The sequence below is a fragment of the Methylotenera sp. genome (assembly GCF_029945705.1).
Classification (GTDB): Bacteria; Pseudomonadota; Gammaproteobacteria; order Burkholderiales; family Methylophilaceae; genus Methylotenera.
This window is the reverse complement of the sequence record NZ_JAQSDC010000018.1, coordinates 1-25273: the sequence shown is the minus strand read 5'-3', so window position 1 is coordinate 25273 and position 25273 is coordinate 1. Positions and strand designations below refer to the sequence as shown.

Annotated in this window: 26 protein-coding genes; 22 read left to right on the top strand and 4 right to left on the bottom strand. The window is 42.4% G+C overall.

All coding sequences use genetic code 11. The annotated features are described in order from the left end of the window. Positions 1-41 precede the first annotated feature (41 nt). The 4 genes from PSU78_RS04765 (at position 42) to PSU78_RS04750 (ending at position 2500) form a co-directional block, all read left to right on the top strand. Complete coding sequence (locus tag PSU78_RS04765) at positions 42-413, top strand: PilZ domain-containing protein (protein ID WP_300385035.1); 372 nt, start codon at positions 42-44, stop codon at positions 411-413. 45 nt (positions 414-458) lie between these two features. Continuing rightward, positions 459-1232 (top strand): TatD family hydrolase, encoded by a 774-nt coding sequence (locus PSU78_RS04760; protein WP_300385032.1) that lies wholly within the window; start codon positions 459-461, stop codon positions 1230-1232. Positions 1233-1248: 16 nt separating this feature from the next. Next, positions 1249-2013: an MBL fold metallo-hydrolase gene (locus PSU78_RS04755; RefSeq protein ID WP_300385029.1), complete on the top strand. Its 765-nt coding sequence runs from the start codon at positions 1249-1251 to the stop codon at positions 2011-2013. Between the two features lie 100 nt (positions 2014-2113). Beyond that, positions 2114-2500, top strand: a complete 387-nt coding sequence (locus PSU78_RS04750; protein WP_300385026.1) for a hypothetical protein — start codon at positions 2114-2116, stop codon at positions 2498-2500. Between the two features lie 78 nt (positions 2501-2578). Here the strand turns inward: PSU78_RS04750 and PSU78_RS04745 are convergent, their stop codons facing one another. Next, a complete protein-coding gene (locus tag PSU78_RS04745; RefSeq protein WP_300385024.1) occupies positions 2579-3142 on the bottom strand; it encodes a hypothetical protein in 564 nt (187 codons plus the stop codon). A 243-nt stretch (positions 3143-3385) separates the two neighbouring features. Between PSU78_RS04745 and PSU78_RS04740 the strand changes: the two genes are divergently transcribed. Next, positions 3386-4561 (top strand): porin, encoded by a 1176-nt coding sequence (locus PSU78_RS04740; protein ID WP_300385021.1) that lies wholly within the window; start codon positions 3386-3388, stop codon positions 4559-4561. Between the two features lie 115 nt (positions 4562-4676). On the opposite strand, the gene PSU78_RS04735 is transcribed toward PSU78_RS04740, so the two are convergent. Then, a complete protein-coding gene (locus PSU78_RS04735) occupies positions 4677-5093 on the bottom strand; it encodes a surface-adhesin E family protein (RefSeq protein WP_300385018.1) in 417 nt (138 codons plus the stop codon). 234 nt (positions 5094-5327) lie between these two features. Here PSU78_RS04735 and fmdA point away from each other — a divergent pair, with 234 nt between their 5' ends. The 17 genes from fmdA to PSU78_RS04650 all read left to right on the top strand — a co-directional run bounded on the left by fmdA (position 5328) and on the right by PSU78_RS04650 (position 22271). Beyond that, positions 5328-6551: a formamidase gene (gene fmdA / locus PSU78_RS04730; RefSeq protein WP_300385016.1), complete on the top strand. Its 1224-nt coding sequence runs from the start codon at positions 5328-5330 to the stop codon at positions 6549-6551. Positions 6552-6578: 27 nt separating this feature from the next. Further along, positions 6579-6917: a zinc ribbon domain-containing protein gene (locus tag PSU78_RS04725; RefSeq protein ID WP_300385013.1), complete on the top strand. Its 339-nt coding sequence runs from the start codon at positions 6579-6581 to the stop codon at positions 6915-6917. A gap of 86 nt (positions 6918-7003) precedes the next feature. Next, on the top strand, positions 7004-8248 hold the full coding sequence (gene urtA / locus PSU78_RS04720) for an urea ABC transporter substrate-binding protein (protein WP_300385010.1): 1245 nt from the start codon (positions 7004-7006) through the stop codon (positions 8246-8248). A 101-nt stretch (positions 8249-8349) separates the two neighbouring features. Continuing rightward, complete coding sequence (gene urtB / locus PSU78_RS04715) at positions 8350-9267, top strand: urea ABC transporter permease subunit UrtB (RefSeq protein ID WP_300385007.1); 918 nt, start codon at positions 8350-8352, stop codon at positions 9265-9267. A gap of 47 nt (positions 9268-9314) precedes the next feature. Then, a complete protein-coding gene (gene urtC / locus PSU78_RS04710) occupies positions 9315-10508 on the top strand; it encodes an urea ABC transporter permease subunit UrtC (RefSeq protein WP_300385003.1) in 1194 nt (397 codons plus the stop codon). After that, positions 10505-11248: an urea ABC transporter ATP-binding protein UrtD gene (urtD, locus tag PSU78_RS04705; protein WP_300385000.1), complete on the top strand. Its 744-nt coding sequence runs from the start codon at positions 10505-10507 to the stop codon at positions 11246-11248. The genes urtC and urtD overlap by 4 nt, the downstream gene beginning before the upstream one ends. Positions 11249-11301: 53 nt before the next feature. Further along, a complete protein-coding gene (gene urtE / locus PSU78_RS04700) occupies positions 11302-11991 on the top strand; it encodes an urea ABC transporter ATP-binding subunit UrtE (RefSeq protein WP_300384997.1) in 690 nt (229 codons plus the stop codon). 56 nt (positions 11992-12047) lie between these two features. Beyond that, positions 12048-12938 carry an urease accessory protein UreD gene (locus PSU78_RS04695; protein WP_300384995.1) on the top strand — a complete coding sequence of 297 codons (891 nt, stop codon included), beginning with the start codon at positions 12048-12050 and terminating at the stop codon, positions 12936-12938. Between the two features lie 71 nt (positions 12939-13009). Next, positions 13010-13312 (top strand): urease subunit gamma, encoded by a 303-nt coding sequence (gene ureA / locus PSU78_RS04690; protein WP_300384992.1) that lies wholly within the window; start codon positions 13010-13012, stop codon positions 13310-13312. Positions 13313-13323: 11 nt separating this feature from the next. Continuing rightward, positions 13324-13632 (top strand): urease subunit beta, encoded by a 309-nt coding sequence (locus tag PSU78_RS04685; RefSeq protein ID WP_300384990.1) that lies wholly within the window; start codon positions 13324-13326, stop codon positions 13630-13632. Further along, entirely contained in the window at positions 13629-15332 is a 1704-nt protein-coding gene (gene ureC, locus PSU78_RS04680; RefSeq protein WP_300384987.1) for an urease subunit alpha, read from the top strand. The genes PSU78_RS04685 and ureC overlap by 4 nt, the downstream gene beginning before the upstream one ends. Before the next feature lie 8 nt (positions 15333-15340). Continuing rightward, entirely contained in the window at positions 15341-15838 is a 498-nt protein-coding gene (gene ureE / locus PSU78_RS04675; RefSeq protein ID WP_300384984.1) for an urease accessory protein UreE, read from the top strand. Further along, positions 15831-16520 carry an urease accessory protein UreF gene (locus tag PSU78_RS04670; RefSeq protein ID WP_300384981.1) on the top strand — a complete coding sequence of 230 codons (690 nt, stop codon included), beginning with the start codon at positions 15831-15833 and terminating at the stop codon, positions 16518-16520. The genes ureE and PSU78_RS04670 overlap by 8 nt, the downstream gene beginning before the upstream one ends. Further along, entirely contained in the window at positions 16517-17152 is a 636-nt protein-coding gene (gene ureG, locus PSU78_RS04665) for an urease accessory protein UreG (RefSeq protein WP_300384978.1), read from the top strand. The genes PSU78_RS04670 and ureG overlap by 4 nt, the downstream gene beginning before the upstream one ends. Before the next feature lie 10 nt (positions 17153-17162). Then, on the top strand, positions 17163-17729 hold the full coding sequence (locus tag PSU78_RS04660; RefSeq protein ID WP_300384975.1) for a HupE/UreJ family protein: 567 nt from the start codon (positions 17163-17165) through the stop codon (positions 17727-17729). Between the two features lie 155 nt (positions 17730-17884). Beyond that, the gene (locus tag PSU78_RS04655) at positions 17885-21331 is read left to right on the top strand and encodes an ATP-binding protein (RefSeq protein WP_300384972.1); all 3447 of its coding nucleotides are present in this window, start codon (positions 17885-17887) and stop codon (positions 21329-21331) included. Further along, the gene (locus PSU78_RS04650) at positions 21324-22271 is read left to right on the top strand and encodes a response regulator transcription factor (RefSeq protein ID WP_300384969.1); all 948 of its coding nucleotides are present in this window, start codon (positions 21324-21326) and stop codon (positions 22269-22271) included. The genes PSU78_RS04655 and PSU78_RS04650 overlap by 8 nt, the downstream gene beginning before the upstream one ends. Before the next feature lie 104 nt (positions 22272-22375). Here PSU78_RS04650 and PSU78_RS04645 read toward each other — a convergent pair whose 3' ends face one another. Further along, complete coding sequence (locus tag PSU78_RS04645) at positions 22376-24595, bottom strand: bifunctional (p)ppGpp synthetase/guanosine-3',5'-bis(diphosphate) 3'-pyrophosphohydrolase (protein ID WP_300384966.1); 2220 nt, start codon at positions 24593-24595, stop codon at positions 22376-22378. Positions 24596-24939: 344 nt separating this feature from the next. Then, positions 24940-25236 carry a hypothetical protein gene (locus tag PSU78_RS04640; RefSeq protein WP_300384963.1) on the bottom strand — a complete coding sequence of 99 codons (297 nt, stop codon included), beginning with the start codon at positions 25234-25236 and terminating at the stop codon, positions 24940-24942. Between the last annotated feature and the right edge of the window lie 37 nt (positions 25237-25273).

Here is a 25273-nt window from a genome sequence, read left to right as displayed (position 1 = left end):
ACGACATTTATCACTAGTATTTAAATTTGTAGAGATCAATAATGGCTGAAGAACTAGCAGAAAATACTAATAATGCTCCAAAACCAGGGGTTTTATCGCTCGCAATTAAGGAAAAAGTAGCGCTGTATGCGGCTTATATGCCCTATGTTAAAGGTGGCGGCTTATTTATTCCTACCAATAAGCCCTTTAAAATCGGTGAAGAAGTTTTTATGTTATTAAGTTTGATTGATGACCCGATGAAGTTGAAAGTTGTAGGGCATGTGGTATGGGTAACGCCTGCCGCTCAAGCTGGCAGGCCACAAGGCGTTGGTGTGCAGTTTAGCGATAGAGATGGCGGTATTGAAGCTAAAAATAAAATTGAAGGTCTACTTGGCAGCGCATTAAAATCCTCTCGTGCTACACATACGATGTAATACACTTACCAATGCAATATATAACGTAATTTACGAAAACCAAACATGCTTGTTGATTCCCATTGCCACCTCAATTTCCCTGAGCTTTTAGAAAACTTGCCTGCTATCAAGCAAGCGATGCAAGAAAATAAAGTAGGGCATGCACTGTGTATATCCGTCACGCTGCCAGACTTTCCACAAGTACTCGCTTTAGCTGAAACTAACGATAACTTTTATGCATCTGTGGGCGTGCATCCTGATTACGAAGATATTGACGAACCTAGTGTGGATGAGCTTCTCAAGCTTGCGGATCATCCAAAAATTATTGCAATTGGCGAAACTGGTCTAGATTACTTTAGATTAACGGGGGATTTAGAGTGGCAGCGTACACGTTTTCGTACGCATATTCGTGCCGCTATTGCTTGCGGCAAGCCGTTAGTGATTCATACCCGCAGTTCAGCTGAAGACACTTTACGTATTATGCGTGAAGAAAACGCCCAGCAAGTGGGCGGGGTAATGCATTGTTTTACTGAAAACCTAGATGTGGCGCTGCAAGCCATTGAATTGGGCTTTTACATTTCATTTTCTGGTATTGTGACTTTCAAAAATGCACTTACGATTAAAGAAGTTGCAATGCAAGTTCCATTAGACAAAATGTTGGTAGAAACAGATTCCCCATACTTAGCCCCCATGCCATATCGCGGCAAAACCAATCAACCGAGTTACGTAAAACATGTGGCCGAAGAGATTGCTCGTTTGCGCGGTATTTCATTGGAAGAGGTTTCAGAAGCAACTACCAATAACTTCTTCCGTTTATTTAGGCATGCTGTAGCTAACTAGCTACGGTTAACTTTCTATGCAATTGACAATGTTAGGGGTAGGGTCGAGCGCTGGAACGCCCATGCTAGGCTGCAAATGCGCCACATGTGCTTCGATTGACCCGCGTAACAATCGTACACGCTGCTCTAGCATTATTCATTTGGAAAATGGTAAGTCGATCTTAATAGATACAGGGCCTGATCTACGCCAACAAGCGCTTAGGGAAGGGCTCACAAGCATTGATGCCGTGTTATACACCCATACGCATGCTGACCATCTCCACGGCATTGATGATTTACGCGCGTTTTGTCAAATTCAGCGTAAGCAAATTCCGCTCTATGGTAGCCAAGAGGCTATGCAACATATTGCCGATAAGTTTGGTTACACTTTGCGTGAACCTAGTAATTTCTGGGATTTACCTGTACTAAAAACACACTCAATCAGCGCACCATTTCAGCTTTTCGAACAAACCGTTATTCCTATTCCACTTAAGCATGGAAACAGTGATATTTATGGCTATAGAATTGGTGATATCGCTTATCTAACTGATGTGTCCAGTATTCCAGAAGCTTCAATGATCTTATTGCAGGGCTTAAAAGTTCTATTATTAGACTGCTTGAGATACACAACACACTATACGCACATTAATTTGGAACAAAGCTTGCACTACGCTAGTCTGATTGAGGCAGATTCAACCTATTTGATTCATATGACGCATGAGCTTGAATACGCGGCTTTAAGTGAGCAATTGCCGAAAAATGTATTCGTGGGTTACGATGGATTGAAAATATTTGCTGCTTGAGTCAGCGAAAGTTGTTTACGTACGTTAAACTCGAGCGTTCTATTAGTGCGTAAAAATGCTATAAGTGAGATAATTAAAAGTCGTTTAGGAGATTTAATCAATGCAATTCACCATCAATAAAACCGTAAAAGTATTACTAACCGCAGCAATATTAGTTACCGTAAGTTTAAGTCAAGTTAATGCAGCTTCTGCTGGTAAAACATATACCGAAGATCAGTTTCTCAATTCATTTAGCGGTAAAACTAAAAAGGTGATTTCTGATAAGTTAGGCGCACCATTTAAAAAAGAACTGTCAGTTAAACCGGCTGGTGCTTCAGGTTTTTTAGGTAAAGTAGGTGCTGATGAGAAAGACTCTAAACGTGTAAACGTAGAAATGTGGTATTACAAAAACTTAGTAAAATATGATCCAAAACATGCTTACAAAGAAACAGAAATTACTTTTGTAAACGACAAGGTCATGAATATTGCATTTTTTAATAATAGATAACATCAAATAAATATATAAATTAAAACCTGTATGTTTATCAATAAAGCCGAGGTAATGCTCGGCTTTATTCATTTTTACTTACTGTTTATCACGCAAGCCGTGCCAGTCTTTTTTTTGCATACATAGCAATAAGCCCCTAGTCACTTTTTTACTTTGTACATTCGGCTCATGCGCCTCCCCAACTGATTTAACGCACTCTTGAATTGAGCTCTTTAGATTATCTGGGCTACCGCCTAGCTTCCACCATGAGCTGATTTTGAAGGTATCCATAGGATCTGCAGGCTTACTCTCTTGAGGTACGGAATTTTCTGTATTAGTGGTATTGGGTTTGCTGACAAGCTGTGGTTTTGCTGTTTGACGATTATCTTTATCTTCAGTAGCTTCTATCACAGGGTCAGCCTCACTTTGCATTGAGGCTATAGGATCGGCGACATCTAAATTTTGAACAGTCCAACCATTATCAGACATGCATTTTGCAACAGCTTCTTTGGCAGAGTCTTTTGTCGCACAGGTTTTCTTCATAGAGGCTAAATCATTGGCTGTAGCGCCACGTTTGTAAGCAAGCTCACCACAAGCGCTTAGTAGCAACGCTGTTAGTAGTGCGCTTATTTGAATCCATCTGCTTGCATAATTATGCATCATCTCTGCTAAACCCTCACCTGTAAACAATTTGAACAATACTGAATTGTTAGCAAAGTTAGCACATTTTTCAAACCAACACTTAGCTATTACCTACGCAATATTGCGTATTTCACTGTGATTAGAGTCTCGTTAATCTAGCAACATGTTTTAAAAGGTGATGCCGAAATATTCCACCGAAACTACAGATTAAAGCGATAGATTTTTTGTATCTACTGAAAATATTTTTATTAATGGAGAGTTGTAATGACATTTAAACTTAAGACAAGCCTATTAGCAACTGCTGTAAGTGCTGCGCTATTGCTACCAGCAATGAGTGCACAGGCTGGCGGAACGATTTCATTTGGCGAGGATAAGTCAGTGAGCGTTGGTTTTGGCATGCGCGGTGGTTATAGCTCGGTTGAAGATGCGGCGGCTAATGGAAGTCGTTCAAACGACTTTACTTTAGATAGCGCACGTTTGTACTTATCAGGTTCATTTAACAAATATATCAAGGGTATGTTGAACACTGAAAAAAGTAATGGTGAAAGCTGGGAAATTATTGACGCTAACGTGCAATTACAAATGACGCCAGAAATCGCTATTTGGGCAGGTCGATTCTTGTCACCAAGTGATCGCGCAAATATGGCAGGGCCGTATTACTCAATGGGTGGTGGGTATTGGTCTAATATTGCATCACGCTATGGCTGGAATGGCGGTATTATTGGCCGCGATGAAGGTGTAGCCATTGTTGGTAGCGCGATGGATAACAAAATTGGTTATTCATTTGGTGCATTTGAAGGCCAAAATATTTTTAGATTTAGTGGTGTAGGTGCGCAATCACAATCTAGCGCTGCGGCAAAAGTAGCCAATGCTGATGATAAATTAATGTATGCGGGTCGCTTGCAAGTTGACTTTTGGGATGCAGAGCCAGGCTACTACGGAACAGGTAACTACTTTGGTGCGGCAGATATTTTAGCCATAGGTGTTGCTGGTAGATATAAATCAGACGGTGCAATTTCAACTAGTGCGGTGTCCCCTGTAGTACCAACGGCTGCAAATAGTAAAAAAGGCGATTATAGCTCGTACAGTGTAGATTTCTTGTTAGAGAAAAAAGATGTAGGCCCTGGTACTGCCTCATTAGAAGCGGCTTACTATGACTACGATACTGACGACGTATTCTTAAGCGAGCAAGGTAAGGCCTATTCAGCAGGTGCTGCTTACTTGTTCAATGAGGCTGTTGGTTGGGGCAAGTTTATGCCATTCGCTCGCTATCAAACATTTCAGCCAGATACTAACATTGATGTGAAAAAATATGAGGTTGGTACAAATTATGTCATTGCGCCATATAACGCATTAATTACAGCAGTCTATTCTGATACAAAAACAGACGGTGCAAGCAATGTAAATGCATTTAATGTTTCTATGCAGTTTCAGTTTTAAACCGGTATATATCTCCTAAGATAAAATTAAGGCGCGGTAACTTTTATGTTAACGCGCCTTTTCTATTGCACTGCAAAATCTGTTTAATATTAATGCTAATAAGCCATTATTGGCTTTACTGACCACCTAACATTTTATGGACTTGGCATGCGAGTTGAGCAACTGAGTATTCGTCTGATCCTGAAATGATAGGTTTAAATTCAGCCGTTAATTTTTCTGACGATAATAATTTATTTTTCGGGCTGTAGAAGTCAATTGAAGTGACCTTGAACAAAGGTTGCTGGCAATTGAACTGAGTATTTTTAACTACATATTGATAACTAATTACTTTTTTGTCGCTAGTCAGTGACTGATTTTTTTTAAAAATAGTTTTGGTTAAAAAGTAGGGAAAGCCATTCGCAACATTGTAAGAGTCAATGTCGACAAAAATTTCATAATCGGCTTTCTTAATGATGGAATCCCATTCCACAGCCATTACATTGATGGATATTGTGAATAAAACAGTACCCATTAGAAGTTGTTTTTTAATCATAGAGTTGAATCATTCCGCATTAAAGTATTGGTATTAAATTAGCACAAAAACATCTTATAAAAGTGCTAATTACCTACGCAATTTGACGTATTTCATTCCATCCCCCAAGCCCTTAATCTAACACCATTGCAAAACGCTACATCACTGCAAGTTTGGTGTTGATTGAAGTGTAATCATGCAGATTTGTTGTTTTTTACTTGTGAGTTTATCTGAAATATAAGCTGGAGGATGCCAATGAAAACATTAGTTAAATTAGATTTAAACAAAAAACCTTGGGAGCAGGAAGGTCAGATTCACAATCGTTGGCATCCTGATTTGCCTATGATTGCCATGGTTAAGCCTGGTGACGAGTTTCGTGTTGAATGTATGGACTGGACTGGCGGCCAAATTGGCAACAATGACAGTGCCAATGACGTACGCGATGTTGATTTAACACAAGTACATTATTTGAGTGGCCCAATTGGCGTAGAAGGTGCTGAGCCAGGCGATTTAATGGTGGTTGAAATTTTAGATGTTGGCACTTTTGAAGATAGCCAATGGGGTTTTAACGGTATTTTCGCTAAAGAAAACGGCGGCGGTTTCTTAGTCGATCAGTACCCTGAAGCACGTAAATCTATCTGGGATTTTCATGGCATTTATACGACGTCACGTCACGTACCAAATGTTAGATTCGCCGGCATTATGCACCCAGGTTTAATCGGCTGCTTGCCTTCAAAAGAGTTATTAGAAACATGGAATAAGCGTGAGGGTGATTTGATCGCCACAGAACCTGACCGTGTTCCAGCGCTGGCATTGCCACCCAATCCATCGTCTGCAGTCATGGGTAAGTTGACTGGTGAGGCTGCGAAAAAAGCCTCTATGGAAGGCGCACGTACAGTACCGCCACGTGAACACGGTGGCAACTGCGATATTAAAAATCTAACCAAAGGTTCAAAGGTTTATTTCCCTGTATATGTGAAAGATGGCGGCCTCTCTATGGGTGACCTTCACTTCTCACAAGGCGATGGCGAAATCACTTTCTGTGGTGCCATTGAGATGGCAGGCTATCTAGACATCAAAGTTAGCCTAATTAAAGAAGGTGTGAAGAAATACGGCATTAAAAACCCGATTTTTGAACCAAGTGTGCTCACGCCAACTTATAAAGACTACATCATTTTTGAAGGTATTTCAGTCAATGAGCAAGGCAAGCAGCTTTACTTAGATGTGAATGAGGCTTATCGCCAAGCTTGTTTGAATGCCATTGAGTATATGAAGAAATTTGGCTACACCGGCGCACAAGCGCTCTCTATTTTAGGTACAGCGCCAATAGAAGGTCATATCAGCGGAATTGTCGATATTCCTAATGCTTGCGCTACTTTATGGCTGCCAACCGAGATATTTGATTTTGATATGAAGCCAAATGCGGATGGGCCAAAAGTAATGGTGAAACAAGGCATTGATACTGCTAAAACCAGCTAAGCCAAAGACCAAATAAGGAATATTTTCATGCCAGTTTATGAATATGAATGTGATACCTGCGGCGTTTTTACTGCGCTTAGAAAAATGAGCGAATCTAGTGAGCCTGCATTTTGTGATGATTGTGGTTGCGAAAGCCCGCGCATTGTTTCAGCACCTCGCTTAGCGGTAATGGATAGGACGCAGCGTGTCGCACATGAGAGAAATGAAAAATCTGCGCATGACCCGAAAGTAGCAAAACGTTCAAGCTGTGGCTGTGCTGGTTCACACACGTGCAAAACAAGCACTAAGGTAAACCCAGAAACAGGCAAAGCGGCGTTGCAAATGCAAACCAAAAAGACAGCAAGACCTTGGATGTTGTCGCATTAATAGCACTAAAAAATGATGTAAATGTTAAAAGAAGTAAATGAGTTTAGTTGTGGTTTTTTTATTTTTTAAATTTAGGAGACAGAGTGATGAGTAATTTAAATAGGCGTAACTTTATGAGAGTTGGTGGCGCTTTAGCTGCTGCACTTCTTTCGGCCGGTATTCTAACTAATACTGCTTTTGCTGCTGACACCTCAACAGCCAAAGTGATGACTACGGGTCTAGCAGTAACAGACACAACCGTTAAAGTGGGTATTTTACATTCAGCTACAGGCACCATGGCCATTAGTGAAACAGGCTCAATTCAAGCTGAGAAATTGGCGATTGAACAAATTAACGCGATGGGCGGTATTTTGGGCCGTAAGGTAGAAGTGATTCAAGAAGATGGCGCGTCAGACTGGCCAACTTTTGCAGAAAAAGCAAAAAAATTACTAGCCTCAGATAAAGTAGCTGCAGTCATGGGTTGCTGGACATCGGCATCACGCAAAGCAGCATTGCCAGTGTTTGAAAAAGAAAATGGCCTATTATTCTACCCAACTTTCTACGAAGGTTTAGAGCAATCTAAAAACGTTTTCTACACAGGCCAAGAGGCTACACAACAAATTCTTGCTGGGCTAGATTGGATTGCTAAAGAGAAAAAAGCTAAAACTTTCTACCTCATTGGATCTGACTACATCTGGCCTCGTACTTCAATGAAAATTGCACGTAAACATATTGAACAGCATTTGCATGGTTCAGTAGTAGGTGAAGAGTACATTGCTTTAGGTGATACACAATTTGGTTCTGTGATTAACAAAATCAAACTGAAAAAACCTGATGTCATTTATGCAGCGGTGGTTGGCGGTAGTAACGTAGCTTGGTTCAAACAATTGAACGCGGCTGGTCTTAACTCTGCCAAACAAACTATGTTGACCATTTCTGTGACTGAAGATGAAGTATTAGGTATTGGCGGTGAAAACTTAGCTGGCTTCTACTCAGCAATGAAGTACTTCCAATCACTAGATACCCCTACAAACAAATCATTTGTTGCAGCATTTAAGAAAAAATGGGGTGACAAATCTGTCATCGGTGATGTAACGCAAGCTGCTTACTTAGGCCCATGGTTGTACAAAGCAGCCGTTGAGCGTGCAGGTAGCTTTGATGTAGATAAAGTACAAGCCGCATTGCCAGGTTATGTGTTCAAAGATGCGCCAGAAGGCCCTGTGACTGTTGAGAAAAATCATCACTTAACGACTAAGTTACGTATTGGTCAATGGGGCAAAGATGGTCAAGCTAAGATCGTTTACACATCTGACTACATCAAACCTGATCCATTTCCAAAAGGTTATCAATAATAGTTAGATAGTACTAAAGATGCAGCAGCTTACTAAGTAAGCTGCTGCAGTTTGGTTGAAAAGCAGTTATTTTATTTAGTGTTGATTAAGTAGGAGGCCGTATGTTTGGATATTCGATGGCAGATATAGGCAATATCATGGTAATGCAGGGCTTTTCTGGCCTGAGTATGTTTACTGTATTGCTGCTGATGGCACTTGGCCTAGCCATTATTTTTGGGCAAATGGGCGTGATTAATATGGCACATGGTGAGTTTATGACCATAGGCGCATACACCACAGTGATGCTTTCTAAAGTAGCAACAACGTATGGTTTTGTTAACTATTACTTTGTTTTCGCCATAATTTTGGCATTTATTCTAGCCTTTGCGCTTGGATATTTTATTGAATTTATTATGATTCGGCATCTCTACAAGCGCCCCCTTGACACACTGTTAGCGACTTGGGGTTTGAGTTTGGTGATGCAGCAATCATTTCGCTCGACCTTTGGCGCAAAAGAAGTGAGTGCCGAATTACCTGAATGGATGTTGGGTTCATTTAAACCAACACCTGATATTGACATACCGATTAACGGTGTTTTTGTCATGGTGCTTGCACTGGTTGTAACCGCGGGTGTTTACATGTTTATGTACCGTTCACGTTGGGGTCTCAGAGTACGTGCAACTGTGCAAAACCGTGTGATGGCTGGTGCTGTTGGCATTAATACTCAAAAAGTAGACCGTGTGACGTTTGCATTAGGTTGCGGAATTGCTGGGATTGCAGGCGCTGCATTTACCACGATTGCCTCTACTGGGCCAACCACAGGTACGCTTTATATTGTTGATAGCTTTATGGTGGTGGTGTTTGGTGGTGCTGCTAGCTTGATGGGTACGATTGCATCGGCTTTTGGTATCGCACAAGCGCAGTCTATATTGCAATTCTTTATGACCAGCTCTATGGGTAAGGTTTCTACCTTATTAGTCATTGTTGGAATCTTAATGATGAAACCAGAAGGCTTGTTTGCTTCAAAACTTCGTAAGTAAATGATTTGGCAAATAGATAGTTTAAGTAAACAAACAGGAGAATCCGCATGAACGCATCCTTAAGTAAATTGGTTGGTGGCAAAGAAGGGCTGGTTGGCTTAGCTGTACTCGCCGCGATTATCTTTGTAGTGATGCCACTAGGGTTAGATATTTTTAGGCTAAATTTGGTTGGTAAATACCTCACTTACGCATTTGTTGCTGTGAGCTTGGTATTGTTATGGGGTAATGGCGGTATTTTAAGCTTAGGGCAGGGGATTTTCTTTGGTTTAGGCGGCTATGGCATGGCGATGTTTATGAAGCTTGAAGCCTCAGACCCCATTACCACCAAAATACAAACTACACCTGGCATTCCAGATTTTATGGACTGGAACCAAATCACTTCTTTACCTTGGTTCTGGGAGCCGTTCAAGAGCTTGCCGTTAACCATATTAATCATATTAACAATCCCCGCTTTATTTGCTTACTTAATCGGCTTTGCAATGTTTAAACGTCGTGTAGGTGGGGTTTACTTCGCGATTATCACGCAAGCCATTGCGCTTATATTAAGTATTCTGATTGTAGGTCAACAAGGCTTTACTGGTGGTGTAAATGGTATTACCGACCTCAAAACTGTGTGGGGATGGGATACACGTAACGATAGCGCGAAATACATTTTGTACTACCTCAATGGCTTTCTGTTGTTTGGTGCAATTTTGCTTTCAAAATATGTGTTGAACAGTAAGTTCGGTATGTTGTTACTAGCGATGCGTGATAAAGAAGAGCGAGTACGTTTTTCTGGCTATGACGTGTCAAATTTCAAAATATTCATATTCTGCCTAGCAGCCATGATTTCAGCAGTAGGCGGCGCAATGTTCACCTTACAAGTTGGTTTTATGTCGCCATCTTTTGTAGGTATTGTGCCTTCCATCGAAATGGTGATTTTCTGTGCAGTTGGTGGCCGTGCATCCTTAATCGGTGCGGTATATGGCACATTGTTTGTTAACTTTGGTAAAACATTCTTTTCAGAAAGTTATCCGGAGCTCTGGCTTTTCATTATGGGTGGGTTGTTTATCGCCGTGGTGATGTTTTTCCCAGATGGTTTAGCTGGTGTTTGGGCTAAATATAGCCATAAACTTAACTTCTTTAAAAAAAAGTCTAGTGTGACAGCCTCTACAGTAGTTGTTGATGCTACAAAAAAGGATGTAAGTAAAAATATAGCAAATGATATTGGTGTGACTAACATTGAAGGAGCGAAAGCATGAGTAATACAGACTTTGTGCTAGCCATTGAAGATTTAACAGTATCGTTTGATGGATTCAAAGCCGTTGATAACCTCACCATGTATATAGATAAAAATGAGCTAAGAGTAGTCATTGGCCCCAATGGTGCAGGCAAAACAACTGTTTTAGATTTAATCTGCGGCAAAACTAAATCGACAAACGGCTCGATTAAGTTTATGAACCATGAACTTACCAAGCTTTCAGAACATGAAATTGTGCGCGAAGGCGTAGGGCGTAAATTTCAAACACCGTCAATTTATGAAAATCTTTCGGTGTATCAAAATTTAGAAGTTTCTTACCCTAAAGGTCGTAGCGTTTGGGGGAGCTTGTTCTTTAAACGTACGGCAGAAGTGAAAGAGCAGGTGTTAAAAATCGCCGAAGAAATCATGTTAACTAATTTCTTAGACATGGAAGCTGCATTATTGAGTCATGGTCAAAAGCAATGGCTGGAAATAGGCATGTTGCTGATGCAAGACCCTCAGCTATTAATGCTAGATGAACCTGTGGCTGGTATGAGTGCTAAAGAGCGCGATCAAACAGCTGAGTTGCTTAATAAAATTAGCCATAACCGTTCAGTATTAGTAATTGAACATGATATGGAATTTGTAAAGAAAATCGCCCATAAAGTCACTGTACTGCACCAAGGAAAAATCTTGGCTGAAGGCTCTATGGATCAAGTACAAGAAGATGAAAAAGTGATTGAAGTTTATCTTGGACATTAAGTTCCACTACATTAAATTCATGCCATTAACCCAGCCCATTAAGGAAACTTGATATGTTTGAAATTGAAAATCTGCAAGTAAGTTATGGTCAAAGCCAAGTGATTCATGGTCTTAACTTTACTGCTAATAAAAATGAGACGCTCGCCATCATGGGTCGTAACGGCATGGGTAAAACCACGCTATTTAAATCACTGATGGGTATTTTGCCAAGTAAAACGACAAAAGCCGTTGTAGATGGCGTGAGTTTAGAAGGCGATGATAGCTACAAGCGGGTAGCGAAAGGTTTAGCCTATGTACCACAGGGTCGTATGATTTTTCCGAATATGACCGTGCAAGAAAATATAGAAACAGGCTTGGAAAAATCTAAAACGCGTGAAATTCCAGAAGATATCTATGCGCTTTTTCCAGTGTTGTACGACATGCGTAAACGCAAGGGTGGTAATTTATCCGGCGGTCAACAGCAGCAACTCGCCATTGCTCGTGCCTTAGTGACGAACCCTAAAGTGTTGTTATTAGATGAACCAACAGAGGGAATTCAACCGTCTATCATTAAGGATATTGCAAAAGTCTTGAATGAGATTCGCAAAATGCGAGAAATTACCATTATTGTTTCAGAGCAAGTGTTGAGTTTTACTATGGAAATTGCAGATCGAATTATTGTCATTGATAAAGGTAAGTTCATTCATGAAGATACTCGCGACAATGTAGACGCAGCTAAAATTAAAGGTTATTTGTCAGTTTAAAATCTATTTGTCAGCTTAAAATATAGTATGCAAAAATTTTATGGCATCATGGAGTGATGGATGACGCAACAACATTACAAAGCACTTACCCTCTAGCTCAAGCGCAGCCTGCGCTCAAGCGCTGGGAGGCATGCTTAAATTTAGACTTTTCTAAACGACATGAACGCAGTTATTTAGCTAAAAACTTGCATGTAGGCCCATTGGTGTTGCAAAAATCTCTGTACCCAGAAGGTGATGCAGTGTGTCATGGGGTTGTGGTGCATCCACCTGGAGGCGTAGCGGGTGGAGATTCACTCACGCTTAATGTGAGCCTTAATCAGGGTGCGAATGCCTTACTGACTACGCCAGGTGCAGGTAAATGGTATAAAGCTAATGGCCAGCAAGCTTGCCAGTACTTAAAGTTTAATTTGGGAAAGAGCACCTGTTTTGAATGGTTTCCACAAGAAAACATTCTGTTTGATGGCGCTCAGGTAAAGTTTAACGCTGAAGTGAGCTTAGACGCTGAAGCTAAATATGCTGGTTGGGAAATATTGTGTTTTGGTCGCCAAGCGCAAAAAGAGGTTTGGCAGACGGGTAGCTTGCATCAACACTTAAGTATTCGACGGAATAATAAGTTGATATGGAATGAACTTAGTTTTTTAGAGCCAGACCATAAAGTTATGCAGTCGATAGTGGGTTTAAATTGCAATGCAGTCACCGCAAGCTTTGTGATTGCAGCAGGCAAAGTACCAGATGAGGTGTTAGCTGCATGTAGAGAAATACAGCCAAAATTGGCCTTGGATATGCAGGCCAGATATGGCGTGACTGCGATGCCAGAGATATTTTCAGCGAGATATATCGGTCAATCTGCACAATGTGCAAGGCAATATTTTGAGTTGTTATGGCAAATTTTGCGCCCTTGGTATGCGGGGCTAGAAGTCACAAGACCTAGAATTTGGAACACCTAAATTTTTACTTGTTACCCTCGTCAATTAACGAATGTTGATTAAAAAGAGAATTTTTGCATGGAATTAAATGTATGGAATTAACCCCTAGAGAGAAAGATAAACTTCTTATTTTCACTGCTGGCCTACTTGCAGAACGCCGCAAGGCGCGTGGTTTAAAACTCAATTACCCAGAATCGATTGCGCTTATTTCAGCAGCCATTATGGAAGGTGCGCGTGATGGTAGAACTGTCGCTGAGCTGATGAGCTATGGTGCAACCCTGCTGACACGTGATGATGTGATGGAAGGCATTGCAGAAATGATTCCTGATATTCAGATTGAGGCAACATTCCCAGATGGCACCAAACTTGTCACTGTTCACCACCCAATCCCTTAAAGGTCGCTCAGATGATTCCAGGTGAAATGAAAATAGCAAAGGGTGATATTAGCCTTAACGTAGGCAGAGCTACTGTGACAATAGATGTATCAAATAAGGGTGACCGCCCAATACAAATTGGTTCGCATTATCACTTTTTTGAAACTAACGAAGCTTTAAGTTTTGATAGGCAAGCGGCTTATGGATTTAGGTTAAATATTGCATCAGGAACAGCTGTCCGTTTTGAGCCAGGTCAAACGCGCACGGTAGAGTTAGTGGCGCTGGCTGGTGATAGGAAAGTATACGGCTTCGCAGGTCAAGTCATGGGAGCACTCAAATGAGCGTGAAAATCGACAAGCAGGCCTACGCTGAGATGTTTGGCCCAACGTTGGGCGACAGGGTGCGTTTGGCCGATACTGAGCTTTGGATAGAAGTAGAGAAAGATTACACGCTATACGGTGAAGAAGTTAAATTCGGCGGTGGAAAAGTCATTCGCGATGGCATGGGTCAAGGTCAGCTTTGCGCTAAATACGTCGCAGACACTGTCATTACTAATGCGCTAATTATTGATCATTGGGGCATTGTTAAGGCTGATATAGGCATCAAAAATGGGCGAATATCTGCAATTGGAAAAGCTGGCAATCCTGACATTCAACCAGCTGTAACAATTGCGATTGGTGCTGGTACCGAGATTATCGCTGGCGAAGGCATGATTGTGACAGCAGGCGGGGTAGATACCCATATTCACTTTATCTGCCCGCAACAGATTGAAGAAGCGCTGATGTCTGGCGTAACGACTATGCTAGGTGGGGGCACAGGCCCAGCTACAGGCACTTTTGCGACCACTTGTACACCTGGTCCGTGGCACATACATCGTATGTTGCAATCGGCTGATGCATTCCCAATGAACTTAGGTTTTCTAGGTAAAGGCAATGTCAGTTTACCTGAGCCTTTACGTGAACAAGTTGAAGCGGGTGCGATTGGTTTAAAGCTGCATGAAGACTGGGGCACCACACCTGCCGCCATTGATAATTGCTTAAACGTGGCTGAGGAAATGGACATTCAAGTAGCGATTCACTCTGACACTTTGAATGAGTCTGGCTTTGTGGAAACGACCATTGCGGCATTTAAAGACCGCACCATCCATACCTTTCACACTGAAGGTGCTGGCGGTGGGCATGCGCCAGATATTATTAAAGCGGCTGGTTATGCAAATGTATTGCCATCATCCACAAATCCTACACGGCCATTTACAGTAAACACGATTGATGAGCATTTGGATATGCTCATGGTGTGCCATCATTTAGATCCAGCAATTGCGGAAGACATTGCTTTTGCTGAAAGTCGCATTCGTCGCGAAACCATTGCCGCAGAAGATATTTTGCATGATTTAGGTGCATTTTCCATGATGTCATCTGACTCTCAAGCCATGGGGCGTGTGGGTGAAGTGATTATCCGAACTTGGCAAACCGCACATAAAATGAAAGTGCAGCGAGGCGCCTTAGCTGAAGATTCTGCTGATAATGATAATTTCCGCGTGAAGCGCTATATTGCCAAATATACGATTAATCCTGCTCTCACACATGGTATTGCGGACACTGTGGGGTCAATAGAGGTTGGAAAGTTAGCTGATTTAGTCTTGTGGCGTCCAGCGTTTTTCGGTGTGAAGCCTTCCACCATTCTAAAAGGCGGCATGATAGCAGCTGCCGCGATGGGTGACCCGAATGCATCTATTCCTACACCACAACCAGTGCATTATCGCCATATGTTTGGCGCATACGGTGGTGGACTAAAAACCTCTGTTACTTTTGTATCACAAGCAGCTTTGCATAACCCAGCTTTGGCTGCACTTAATTTAAATAAAACCCTAGTGCCAGTTCGAGGCACCCGAACAGTCAGAAAACCCGACATGATACATAATGGATATATGCCAAAAATTGATGTAGACCCTGAAACCTATATTGTCCGTGCAGATGGTATTTTATTGGCCTGCGAGCCTGCTAGCATATTGCCTATGGCACAACGCTACTTCTTATTCTAGGTTGATTGATGCTCAATATTAACAAACGTCTTAGTCACGTTCAGCAAAGCAAGATTGATGATCAATTGGTACTACCTTTTGATTTGCGCCAAAGAAGTCGCCTACGCGTGACTTTATCATCAGGTCGCGAAGCCGCATTATTGCTTGATCGTGGGACCATTATGCGCGGTGGTGACTTGCTTGAAACAGAAGATGGCTATGTTGTAGAAATAGTTGCTGCCCCCCAAGCTGTTACCGATGTGACAGCAAAAACATCGCAAGCATTAATGTGCGCCGCTTATCATTTAGGCAATCGACATGTGCCATTGCAAGTGGGCGATGGCTGGTTACGGCTAGAACAAGATCACGTATTAAATGAAATGTTAGTAGGCTTAGGCATGACTACCACAGATCAGAATGCGCCATTCGAGCCGGAAGCAGGTGCATACGGCGGCGGCCACAGACATGCGGGAGATGATGACAACTATCAGCGTTTACCATCTAAACGGTTGAAACCAAATGCTTAATCAATCCAATATCGCGTTAAGTCGATTGCTGCAACTTGCTAGCCCCATGCTGCCTGTTGGTGCTTATAGTTATTCTCAAGGCTTGGAATGGGCGATTGAATGCGGCGATGTATATCATCAAGCAAGCGCTAAAACCTGGATAGTCGATGTGCTGGATATTTATCAGCAACGTTATGAGTTACCCATTTTATATCGTATGTATCAAGCTTGGCAGGCTGATGATATGGTCGCTATTAGCGACTGGGATGCACAATTTCAGGCTGGCCGAGATACTGCAGAGGCGCTAGCAGAGAGCCGTCAAATGGGCTATTCTCTGCGCCGCTTATTAAATGATGTCGGATCATTACCAACAGAGTTTCTAGCTAAGTTAAATGCGCTCGAAACACCAGCTTTTCCTACTATATATGCAGGGATTGCCTATCACTGGCATATTTCCGCACAAGATTTGTTACATGCCTATGCTTGGTCTTGGGTAGAAAACCAAGTAAGTGCTGCCATGAAAACTGTACCGCTTGGACAAGTGGCGGGGCAAAGAATTCTGCTGGAAATAGGTGAGTCTCTACCAGATTGTGTTGCGCAAGCAATGTGTTTAGAGGATTTCGCCATTAGTAATTTTGTTCCCGGCCTCAGCATTGCTGGGTGTCGCCATGAAACCCAATATAGTCGATTATTCAGATCATGAACTCTACAAATATAAAACCTAACAGCCAATCAGAACCTTTACGTGTCGGTATCGGCGGGCCAGTTGGCTCTGGTAAAACGGCTTTAACCTTGGCACTGTGCCAGCGTTTACGTGATGTTTATAACATCGCAGTGGTCACCAATGACATTTACACGAAAGAAGATGCTGAATTTCTAACGCGTAATGAAGCGTTAACACCAGATAGAATTATTGGCGTAGAAACTGGTGGTTGTCCACATACCGCGATTCGTGAAGATGCTTCCATGAATCTTGAAGCCGTATCGCAATTGTGCGAACGCTTTGAGAATTTAGATATTGTTTTTATTGAAAGTGGTGGCGATAACCTTGCTGCAACATTTAGCCCAGAACTTTCAGATTTAACTATCTACGTAATTGATGTTGCAGCTGGTGAGAAAATCCCACGCAAAGGTGGCCCAGGTATTACCAAATCAGACCTACTCATTATTAATAAAATTGACCTAGCCCCAATGGTGGGGGCTTCTTTGGAAGTGATGGATAGGGATGCAAAGCGCATGCGTGGTGAGCGCCCATTTATTTTTACTAACTTAAAAGTTGGGCAAGGTTTGGAAGAAATCGTTAAATTTATTGAAAAACAAGGCTTGATGCTTTAGGAGCAATGACATGAAAAAACAAATCACAATTGCAGCTTTATTTTCACTGTTTTCTTGCATCGCTAGCGCCCATCCAGGGCATGGCTTAGACAGTGCATATGCAGGTTTTATACACCCATTCACAGGTTGGGATCATTTACTTGTGATGTTGGCAATAGGTGTATGGGCAGCTAAATTAGGCGGCAAAGCACGTTGGCAGCTACCGCTCACTTTTATCGTTACCATGGCAGTTGGCGCTTTGCTGGGTTTGTCAGGTTTAAATTTAGCTGGTGTAGAAACTGCTATTGCTGCCAGTGTGATGGCGATGGGTGTGCTGTTGATGATGAGTTTACCTATAAACAAGGTTATGCAGCTTAGTCTTACTGCAGTATTTGCTTTATTACACGGCTTGGCGCACGGCGTAGAGCTTCAATCACAATCAAGCTTAGCTGCATTAGGTGGAATGCTAGCCGCAACAGCTATACTACATAGCCTAGGCCTTTTAATGGCTTCGCAGCATGCCAAGATAACTTATTGGTTTAATAGCTTATTTGCTTGCTTATTACTGTTTGTAGGAAGTTACTTATTATTGAGCTAGTCGAATATTGATCTGAATCATGCAACTTTATGGTCAATGCCATAAGAACCACTTAATTTAAGCAGCTAAGTTTTTAATACCTGTATTTTAAACAGCTAAGCTTTACCCTTTCAAGGTACGTTTGTTGCTTACAACAATATACTTAATGAATATTGATGCAATCGGATGTTGAATTGAACCCAAATAATTTGCCATTGGCGCTACCAGAAAACGCCAAGCCAACGCAGCGCATCATTAAAATACGCCGCGATTACAACACTTGGGTAGCGAATGAATCTATAGAGGATTTTGCGCTTCGCTTTACCCCCAGATCATTTCGTAAGTGGTCAATTTTCCGTGTTTCAAATACCGCATTAAGTGCTATCTCTTTTCTAGTTTTAGAGGCTGTCGGCGGCACAATTGCGGTGAATTACGGTGCGGTAAATGCACTATGGGCGATTTTAGCTGTGGGCGTTATTATATTTTTGACCGCGCTACCGATTAGTTTTTATGCAGCTAAATACGGTCTAGACATGGATTTGCTCACCCGTGGTGCTAGTTTTGGCTATATTGGTTCCACTATTTCATCCTTTATTTACGCCTCTTTCACATTTATTTTATTTGCATTAGAAGCCGCCATTATGGCTTATGCGCTAGAGCTGTATTTTCACTTACCTCTCTATCTCGGTTACTTAGTGAGTGCGCTGGTCGTCATTCCTTTTGTAATTCATGGCGTTACATTAATCAATCTAATTCAGATGTTTACCCAGCCAATTTGGCTGATACTCATGTGTATGCCTTTTATTGCAATCTTGTATCAAGACCCAGAAGTAATCTCACGCATGATGCTCTTTGCAGGTGCGTCTGGCGAGCGGGGTGAGTTCAACCTGCTTCTTTTTGGTGCTGCAACTGCGGTTGGTGTGGCCTTAATTCCCCAAATTGGCGAGCAAGTCGACTTTCTTCGCTTTATGCCTGAAAAAACACCTGAAAATCGTTGGCGATGGAACTTAGGTGTACTTACTGCTGGCCCTGGTTGGATATTTTTAGGCATGATAAAAATGTCAGCTGGCGTTTTATTGGCGTATCTGGTGATTCAAAGTGATATGTCATTTTTGCAGGCGACCAATCCCACGCAAATGTATTTAGTGGGCTATCAATACTTATTTAGCTCAAAAGAACTAGCGTTGGGCGTAACGGCGTTATTTGTTGTGATTTCTCAAGTAAAAATCAATATGACGAATGCTTATGCAGGTTCGTTGGCATGGTCTAACTTTTTTGCCCGGTTAACACACAGCCACCCAGGGCGAGTGGTTTGGGTGATTTTTAATGCCAGTATCGCCATTATTTTAATGGAGCTTGATGTATTTAAAGCTTTGGAGCAGGTGCTGGCTTTATATTCCAACATTGCTATTGCATGGATTGCTGCTGTCGTAGCTGATTTAGTCATCAATAAGCCCCTAGGTTTAAGCCCTAAAGGAATAGAGTTTAGACGCGCTTATTTATACGACATTAACCCAGTAGGCGTGGGTGCCATGTTATTGGCTTCCATGCTTTCTATCACTGCATTTTCTGGCGTTTTAGGTGCTGTTCCGCAGGCATTTTCGGCTTTTATCGCATTATTTACTGCATTGATCGCTTCGCCTATTATTGCTTGGTTCACTAAAGGTAAATACTATATTGCCCGCCAGGCAATTAAATTCAGTCCAACAACTCGTGTCGCTAAATGCACCGTTTGTGAGCGCGAGTACGAAACGCCAGATATGGCGCATTGCCCAGCTTATCAAGGCTTTATTTGTTCGCTGTGTTGTTGCTTGGACGCTCGCTGTAACGATGCCTGTAAACCAGACGCTAAGTTTTCCGTTCAATGGGAAACTACTCTAAAAAAGCTACTGCCTAAGACTTTATGGATTTATTTAAACTCGGGTTTAAGTGCCTATTTACTCCTGATGAGTGTCACCTTAACTTTTTTAGGTACATTATTATGGCTGATTTATTACCATGAGAGCCAAGTGCTGGCGCAAACCGCGGCCAGCTTATTGCCGCAATTACGTTCTGGCTATCTGAAGATATTTTCTGCACTTGTGTTTGCAAGCGCGATTATTGCTTGGTGGTTGGTATTGACTGGTCAAAGCCGACGTGTAGCGCAAGAGGAATCTAATCGCCAAACTGGTTTATTGCAGCGTGAAATAGAGCTGCATCAGAAAACCGATGCTGAGCTTCAACTTGCGCGTCAAGTGGCGGACCAAGCTAACCAAGCTAAAAGCCGCTACATTACAGGCATTAGTCACGAGTTACGTACACCACTCAATAGTATTTTAGGCTACGCACAACTGCTAGATAACGACACGTCTATTCCAGATAGTCGTTTGCAAGCAATACGTGTGATACGACGTAGCGGCGAACATTTGCTATCACTGATTGAAGGTACACTCGATATTGCACGTATTGAAGGCGGTAAACTCACTTTTGATACTAAGCCATTAAGATTTCCAGAGTTTATTAAACAAATTGTGAGCATGTTTGAGCTGCAAGCGCGTAATAAAGGCATTAACTTTGCCTATGAAGTGACAAGTGAGCTGCCGAAAATGGTGCGTGCTGACCAAAAGCGCTTAAGCCAAATACTCATTAATATTTTGGGTAACGCCGTCAAGTTTACCCAGCATGGAGGCGTGGTTTTTCGGGTGCAATATGCACGTGAGCTGGTGCAAATTGAGATTGAAGATACTGGCCCGGGCATACAAACTGAAGAAATTGATACTGTATTTGAACCATTTGCAAGAGGAAGCGCGGCTGCCAACGATAGGATAGGCGGTACTGGTTTAGGTCTGACTATTAGTAAGTTGTTAACGCAATTAATGGGTGGTGAGATTAGTGTGAACAGCCTGGTAGGGAAGGGTACCTTATTTAAAATTAAATTATTTTTACCACAAATACACCAAACTCAAGAAATAGAAGCCGTATTAGCCGCTCAGCGTATTGGCTATATTGGTGAAAGAAAAAAAATATTGGTGGTAGATAATGAGTATATTGATAGAGAGATGTTAGTCACGCTGCTTCAGCCGCTTGGGTTCGAAATGGCTGAAGCCGCTAATGGCTTAGAGTGTCTTGAGCAACATACAACATTCAATCCTGACTTGATTTTAATGGATCTTGCAATGCCGATGATGGATGGCTGGGAAGCGAGTTATGTCATACGTAAGGTACGGCAATCTGATGTGCCGATTGGTATTGTATCGGCTAATGCTTTCGATAAAGGCTTGGAAAATACTGCAGGCATAGGTGCAGAAGATTTTATATTAAAGCCTGTAGTATTATCTGAGTTGTTAGATTGGCTAGGCAAGCAGCTAAATTTAGAATGGCTTACCGCGTCAGAAAGTCCGCAGTTGCCTACCGAAGAGGCCAACTTAGCACCTATATTAGTTGCGCCACCCAAAATACATTTAGACGAGTTATTAGCGCTAATGAAAATTGGATATGTACGCGGTATTTCTAAAAAAATAGATGAAATAGAAAGCTTAGATGTGGAATATAAAGTATTTGCTATCGCTATGAGAAAATTTGCGCAGCAATTCCAGTTGGCGGCCATGAAGAAGTTTGTGGAAGAGATTAATACCAATGAGTAACCTTAAACCAAGCAGAGATGATGCGCCCATAGTGCTTATTGTCGATGATGTGCCCGATAACTTGGCAGTGTTACATGATGCATTGGATGAGTCAGGATTTACAGTATTAGTTGCAAATAATGGCGAAGCTGCACTTGTGGCGGCAGTAGAAGCTCAACCTGGCATTATCTTGCTAGATGCGATTATGCCAGGCATGGATGGTTTTGAAGTATGTCGGAGGCTAAAAGCAGATATTAATACGCGCCACATTCCTATTGTTTTTATGACCGGATTAACTGAGTCAGAGCATGTGGTTGCCGCATTTCAGGCAGGTGGAACCGATTACATTACTAAGCCCATACGTGCCATAGAAGTGCTGGCAAGAATTGATGCTCACATGCAAACTTCACGCTTAATGCATCAGGCGCGTGGTGCCTTAGATGCATTTGGTCAGGCAGCCATTGCCATTACGCCCAGTAACGGGAAAATTGTATGGCAAACGCCGTTAGCAAGAGAGTGGATGCAGCGGTATTTCCCTGAGCATTACGCGCAATTTCAATCAAAAACGCCACCGCAAGTATTATCTTGGATTGAAAAGGTATCACTTGCTCATCATGCTCAAACAGACATACCGCCATTGATGATTGTTTTAGCAAGGGGCCGTTTGAACTTTATACCAGCAGAACTCAATGACAGTGAACAGTGGGTAATATTGCTTAGAGAAGAATCTGATGCCGCACAGATAGAGGCGTTAATGACGGTATTTAAATTAACCATACGCGAATCAGAAGTGTTGTACTGGGCCACTAAAGGTAAAACCAGTCGCGATATTGGTGACATACTTGGCTCTAGCCCACGCACCGTCAATAAACACTTGGAGCATGTATTTGTTAAGTTGGGCGTAGAAACAAGAACGGCTGCAGCGGCCTTAGCCTCCAGTAAGATTCGTACTATTAAGTAATCAAGATCGAGTTTATATAACTGCAAATAATATAGAGGAGGGCGGCGATGCTGCAGTAGCAAATTATTTAAGCAAAGTTAATATATATAAACTTCACTCATCAATTATCGCCGCCGCGCTTCGATAACATTTGGCACTTTTTGTATCAAAGCCAATAGGCGGCTGAGTTGTTCCAAGTCAGAAATCTCGATTGAAAATTGCATTAAAGCTAGGTTATTCCTACTCATAGTATTAGCTTTGGTGGCATTCACCTTTTCGCGGACAAATAGGTCACTAATGTCTCGCAACAGACCTTGGCGGTCATGTGCCTCCACTTCAATATCCACATCTGCGCGGACACTTTGATAATCACCCCACTGAGTGTTAAGAACGCGATCGCGTCGCTCTTCTGGTAATCGAGCGATGAAAGTGCAAGCCTTACGGTGAATCGTCACGCCATGGTCGCGCGTAAGGTAGCCAACAATTGCATCTTGCGGCATAGGTTTGCAGCATTTAGCTGTGCTGGTTTGCAGGTTGCCTATGCCTTCAATCACCACCTCAGTCTGAGGTTTTATTGTGGAAGGGCGTCTAGGTGCGAGTGGTTTGGCAACTTGATCTTGTTTTGGGGCTACTTCATCTTGAATAGTGAGGGCAATTTGATGCTCACTAATATCTCCGCGCCCAATAGCAGCCAGAAAATCTTCAAGTTTTTGAAATTGCAGTTTCTGTGCTATTTTTTCCTGATTGATTGCACCAACACCAGCACGATGCAACTCGCGATCTAGCTTCGCTCGACCTTGAGTTACATTTTCCTCGAAATGTTGATATTTGAACCAGTGCCTAACCTTAGCGCGTGCACCCGGACTTTGCAGAAAACCCAGGTTAGCATTAAGCCAATCACGGCTTGGTGAGCCAATTTTTGACGTCAGAATTTCCACGCGCTGACCATTTTGCAGCTTGGTATTCAGTGGCACGATACTTCCATCCACCTTTGCGCCTCGTGTGCGATGTCCCAAATCAGTATGCAATGTATAGGCAAAATCAATAGGGGTCGCGCCCATTGGTAAGTCAATCACCTTACCTTGTGGTGTTAGCACATAAACCTTATCTTGGAATAGCTCACTTTTGAACTGCTCAAGCAAATCGCCATTGTCGGCAACTTCATCCTTCCATGCCAGTATCTGACGCAGCCACGCAACTTTCTCGTCGAATTTCGCATCAGATTTACCACCTTCCTTATAGCGCCAGTGAGCGGCGACACCTAGTTCAGAGTGTTGATGCATCTCAACAGTACGAATCTGAACCTCCAGCGCTAGGCCGCGTGGCCCACTGACGGCAGTATGCAGCGAACGGTAATTGTTGCTTTTAGGGCGGGCAATATAATCGTCAAATTCACCGGGAATTGGTTGCCATAGATTATGAATCAGGCCTAGCGCCGTGTAGCAATCCTTGATGTCATCGACCAAAATCCGCACAGCGCGCACATCATAGAGCTCACTAAAATCAAGACGCTTACTCTTCATTTTTTTGATGATGCTATAAATATGTTTAGGGCGCCCAGTGACGTCGCCCTTGATTTCTGCATGGTTCAACTCATCTTTTAGTTGATTTACAACGTCAACAATGTATTGTTCCCGATCCACTCGGCGCTCGTCCAACATTTTTGCAACGTCTTTGTAGAGCTGAGGCTCTAGATAGCGCAGAGAAAGGTCTTCCAACTCCCACTTAATCTGCCACACGCCAAGGCGGTTAGCTAGCGGCGCAAAGATTCCCTTACTTTCCTGTGCAATTCGTTTTTGCTGGCTAGGACTAGCACCAGACAAGCAACGTAATGTTTGCGTACGCTCGGCCAGCTTGATTAACACCACGCGGATGTCTTGTACCATAGCCAATAACATCTTTCGCAAACTTTCTACTTGTTGCGCGTGGTCGCCATTTTTTATGTCTGAATCCTTTAGGCCTTCAATCTCACTGAATGCTTGGATTTGCTCCATGCGTGAAATACCTTCGACCAAGCTAACAATATTTGTGCCAAAACGAGCTTCCAACGTCGCACGCCAATCAACAAGTCGCTCTGGTAAGGCATGCAATATCGTAGCCGCAATGGTTTCCACATCCATGTTCATGTCGATAAGGATAGTCGCCGCACCCAGTGCATGTTTGAATAGCGGAGTGCCTGTCACTTCAGTATTGCCAGCATAGAGCGGTGCAACCAACTCGCAAGCATGACGAATCAACTCAATATCAGTAAGCGAGAAACGCTTCTCTAAAGATTCAATCCATAGAGAAACATCACTATCATTTGAGGCGAGCAAAATAGAATTGGGATTAAGAATTGAAACCATGAAATATTATCGCATCAAGGTGCTATCTTATGCAGCTTAAATATCAGACGATTCATGTTGCTGTTACGATGGCACGGTCATTTGCTTATATTCGTACGAAATTTAAGACAACTATAGAAATAGGTTGGTTGATAATTTGATAGACACTACTCTACAGTAGTAATATTTTAGCTTCGTATAATGTATAGCAAAGCAATATACGGCGCCATTCTTAGAACATTTAAACATTGGTATTACAGTTAAAATTTGAGTTGTAGAAATTTCTAAAAACAAGAAAAGTTATCCACAGGCTCTCTAAGCCTTATCCAGCTTAGCTTTAGGGGGTTTTCAGCCCGTTTTCTGAATTATTTCACCTCCGAATGTAACACGTCGTTTGCAGCATCTGCAATATGTCTAAATTTCGGATTAATTTGCAGGCGCGTCCAAGCGTAGGTTTTTTCATGAAGACCAGCGACGGTGGCAAATAACGACTGTTCGCCCTGAAGCCCTCGGGCGCCCGATTGCGCGGTCGCGCAACTAGGGGCTTCACCTGCCAAAGCTTCAATTTTTGCCAAACTCAAGTTTTTGACTTGGCGTTTTTCCGCGCTAGCGGCTTCACGTTCTTTCAACCACTGCTTAGCCATCTGGGTATTATGGCCCATCGTGACCAGTAAAAACGGTCCAACGTGACCGCTGATT

Bases quoted from the DNA above. Each gene is read 5' to 3' on its own strand.
- PSU78_RS04765 (WP_300385035.1), top strand. From the start codon at position 42: ATGGCTGAAGAACTAGCAGAAAATACTAATAATGCTCCAAAACCAGGG.
- PSU78_RS04760 (WP_300385032.1), top strand. From the start codon at position 459: ATGCTTGTTGATTCCCATTGCCACCTCAATTTCCCTGAGCTTTTAGAA.
- PSU78_RS04755 (WP_300385029.1), top strand. From the start codon at position 1,249: ATGCAATTGACAATGTTAGGGGTAGGGTCGAGCGCTGGAACGCCCATG.
- PSU78_RS04750 (WP_300385026.1), top strand. From the start codon at position 2,114: ATGCAATTCACCATCAATAAAACCGTAAAAGTATTACTAACCGCAGCA.
- PSU78_RS04745 (WP_300385024.1), bottom strand. From the start codon at position 3,142: ATGATGCATAATTATGCAAGCAGATGGATTCAAATAAGCGCACTACTA.
- PSU78_RS04740 (WP_300385021.1), top strand. From the start codon at position 3,386: ATGACATTTAAACTTAAGACAAGCCTATTAGCAACTGCTGTAAGTGCT.
- PSU78_RS04735 (WP_300385018.1), bottom strand. From the start codon at position 5,093: ATGATTAAAAAACAACTTCTAATGGGTACTGTTTTATTCACAATATCC.
- fmdA (WP_300385016.1), top strand. From the start codon at position 5,328: ATGAAAACATTAGTTAAATTAGATTTAAACAAAAAACCTTGGGAGCAG.
- PSU78_RS04725 (WP_300385013.1), top strand. From the start codon at position 6,579: ATGCCAGTTTATGAATATGAATGTGATACCTGCGGCGTTTTTACTGCG.
- urtA (WP_300385010.1), top strand. From the start codon at position 7,004: ATGAGTAATTTAAATAGGCGTAACTTTATGAGAGTTGGTGGCGCTTTA.
- urtB (WP_300385007.1), top strand. From the start codon at position 8,350: ATGTTTGGATATTCGATGGCAGATATAGGCAATATCATGGTAATGCAG.
- urtC (WP_300385003.1), top strand. From the start codon at position 9,315: ATGAACGCATCCTTAAGTAAATTGGTTGGTGGCAAAGAAGGGCTGGTT.
- urtD (WP_300385000.1), top strand. From the start codon at position 10,505: ATGAGTAATACAGACTTTGTGCTAGCCATTGAAGATTTAACAGTATCG.
- urtE (WP_300384997.1), top strand. From the start codon at position 11,302: ATGTTTGAAATTGAAAATCTGCAAGTAAGTTATGGTCAAAGCCAAGTG.
- PSU78_RS04695 (WP_300384995.1), top strand. From the start codon at position 12,048: ATGGATGACGCAACAACATTACAAAGCACTTACCCTCTAGCTCAAGCG.
- ureA (WP_300384992.1), top strand. From the start codon at position 13,010: ATGGAATTAACCCCTAGAGAGAAAGATAAACTTCTTATTTTCACTGCT.
- PSU78_RS04685 (WP_300384990.1), top strand. From the start codon at position 13,324: ATGATTCCAGGTGAAATGAAAATAGCAAAGGGTGATATTAGCCTTAAC.
- ureC (WP_300384987.1), top strand. From the start codon at position 13,629: ATGAGCGTGAAAATCGACAAGCAGGCCTACGCTGAGATGTTTGGCCCA.
- ureE (WP_300384984.1), top strand. From the start codon at position 15,341: ATGCTCAATATTAACAAACGTCTTAGTCACGTTCAGCAAAGCAAGATT.
- PSU78_RS04670 (WP_300384981.1), top strand. From the start codon at position 15,831: ATGCTTAATCAATCCAATATCGCGTTAAGTCGATTGCTGCAACTTGCT.
- ureG (WP_300384978.1), top strand. From the start codon at position 16,517: ATGAACTCTACAAATATAAAACCTAACAGCCAATCAGAACCTTTACGT.
- PSU78_RS04660 (WP_300384975.1), top strand. From the start codon at position 17,163: ATGAAAAAACAAATCACAATTGCAGCTTTATTTTCACTGTTTTCTTGC.
- PSU78_RS04655 (WP_300384972.1), top strand. From the start codon at position 17,885: ATGCAATCGGATGTTGAATTGAACCCAAATAATTTGCCATTGGCGCTA.
- PSU78_RS04650 (WP_300384969.1), top strand. From the start codon at position 21,324: ATGAGTAACCTTAAACCAAGCAGAGATGATGCGCCCATAGTGCTTATT.
- PSU78_RS04645 (WP_300384966.1), bottom strand. From the start codon at position 24,595: ATGGTTTCAATTCTTAATCCCAATTCTATTTTGCTCGCCTCAAATGAT.
- PSU78_RS04640 (WP_300384963.1), bottom strand. From the start codon at position 25,236: ATGGGCCATAATACCCAGATGGCTAAGCAGTGGTTGAAAGAACGTGAA.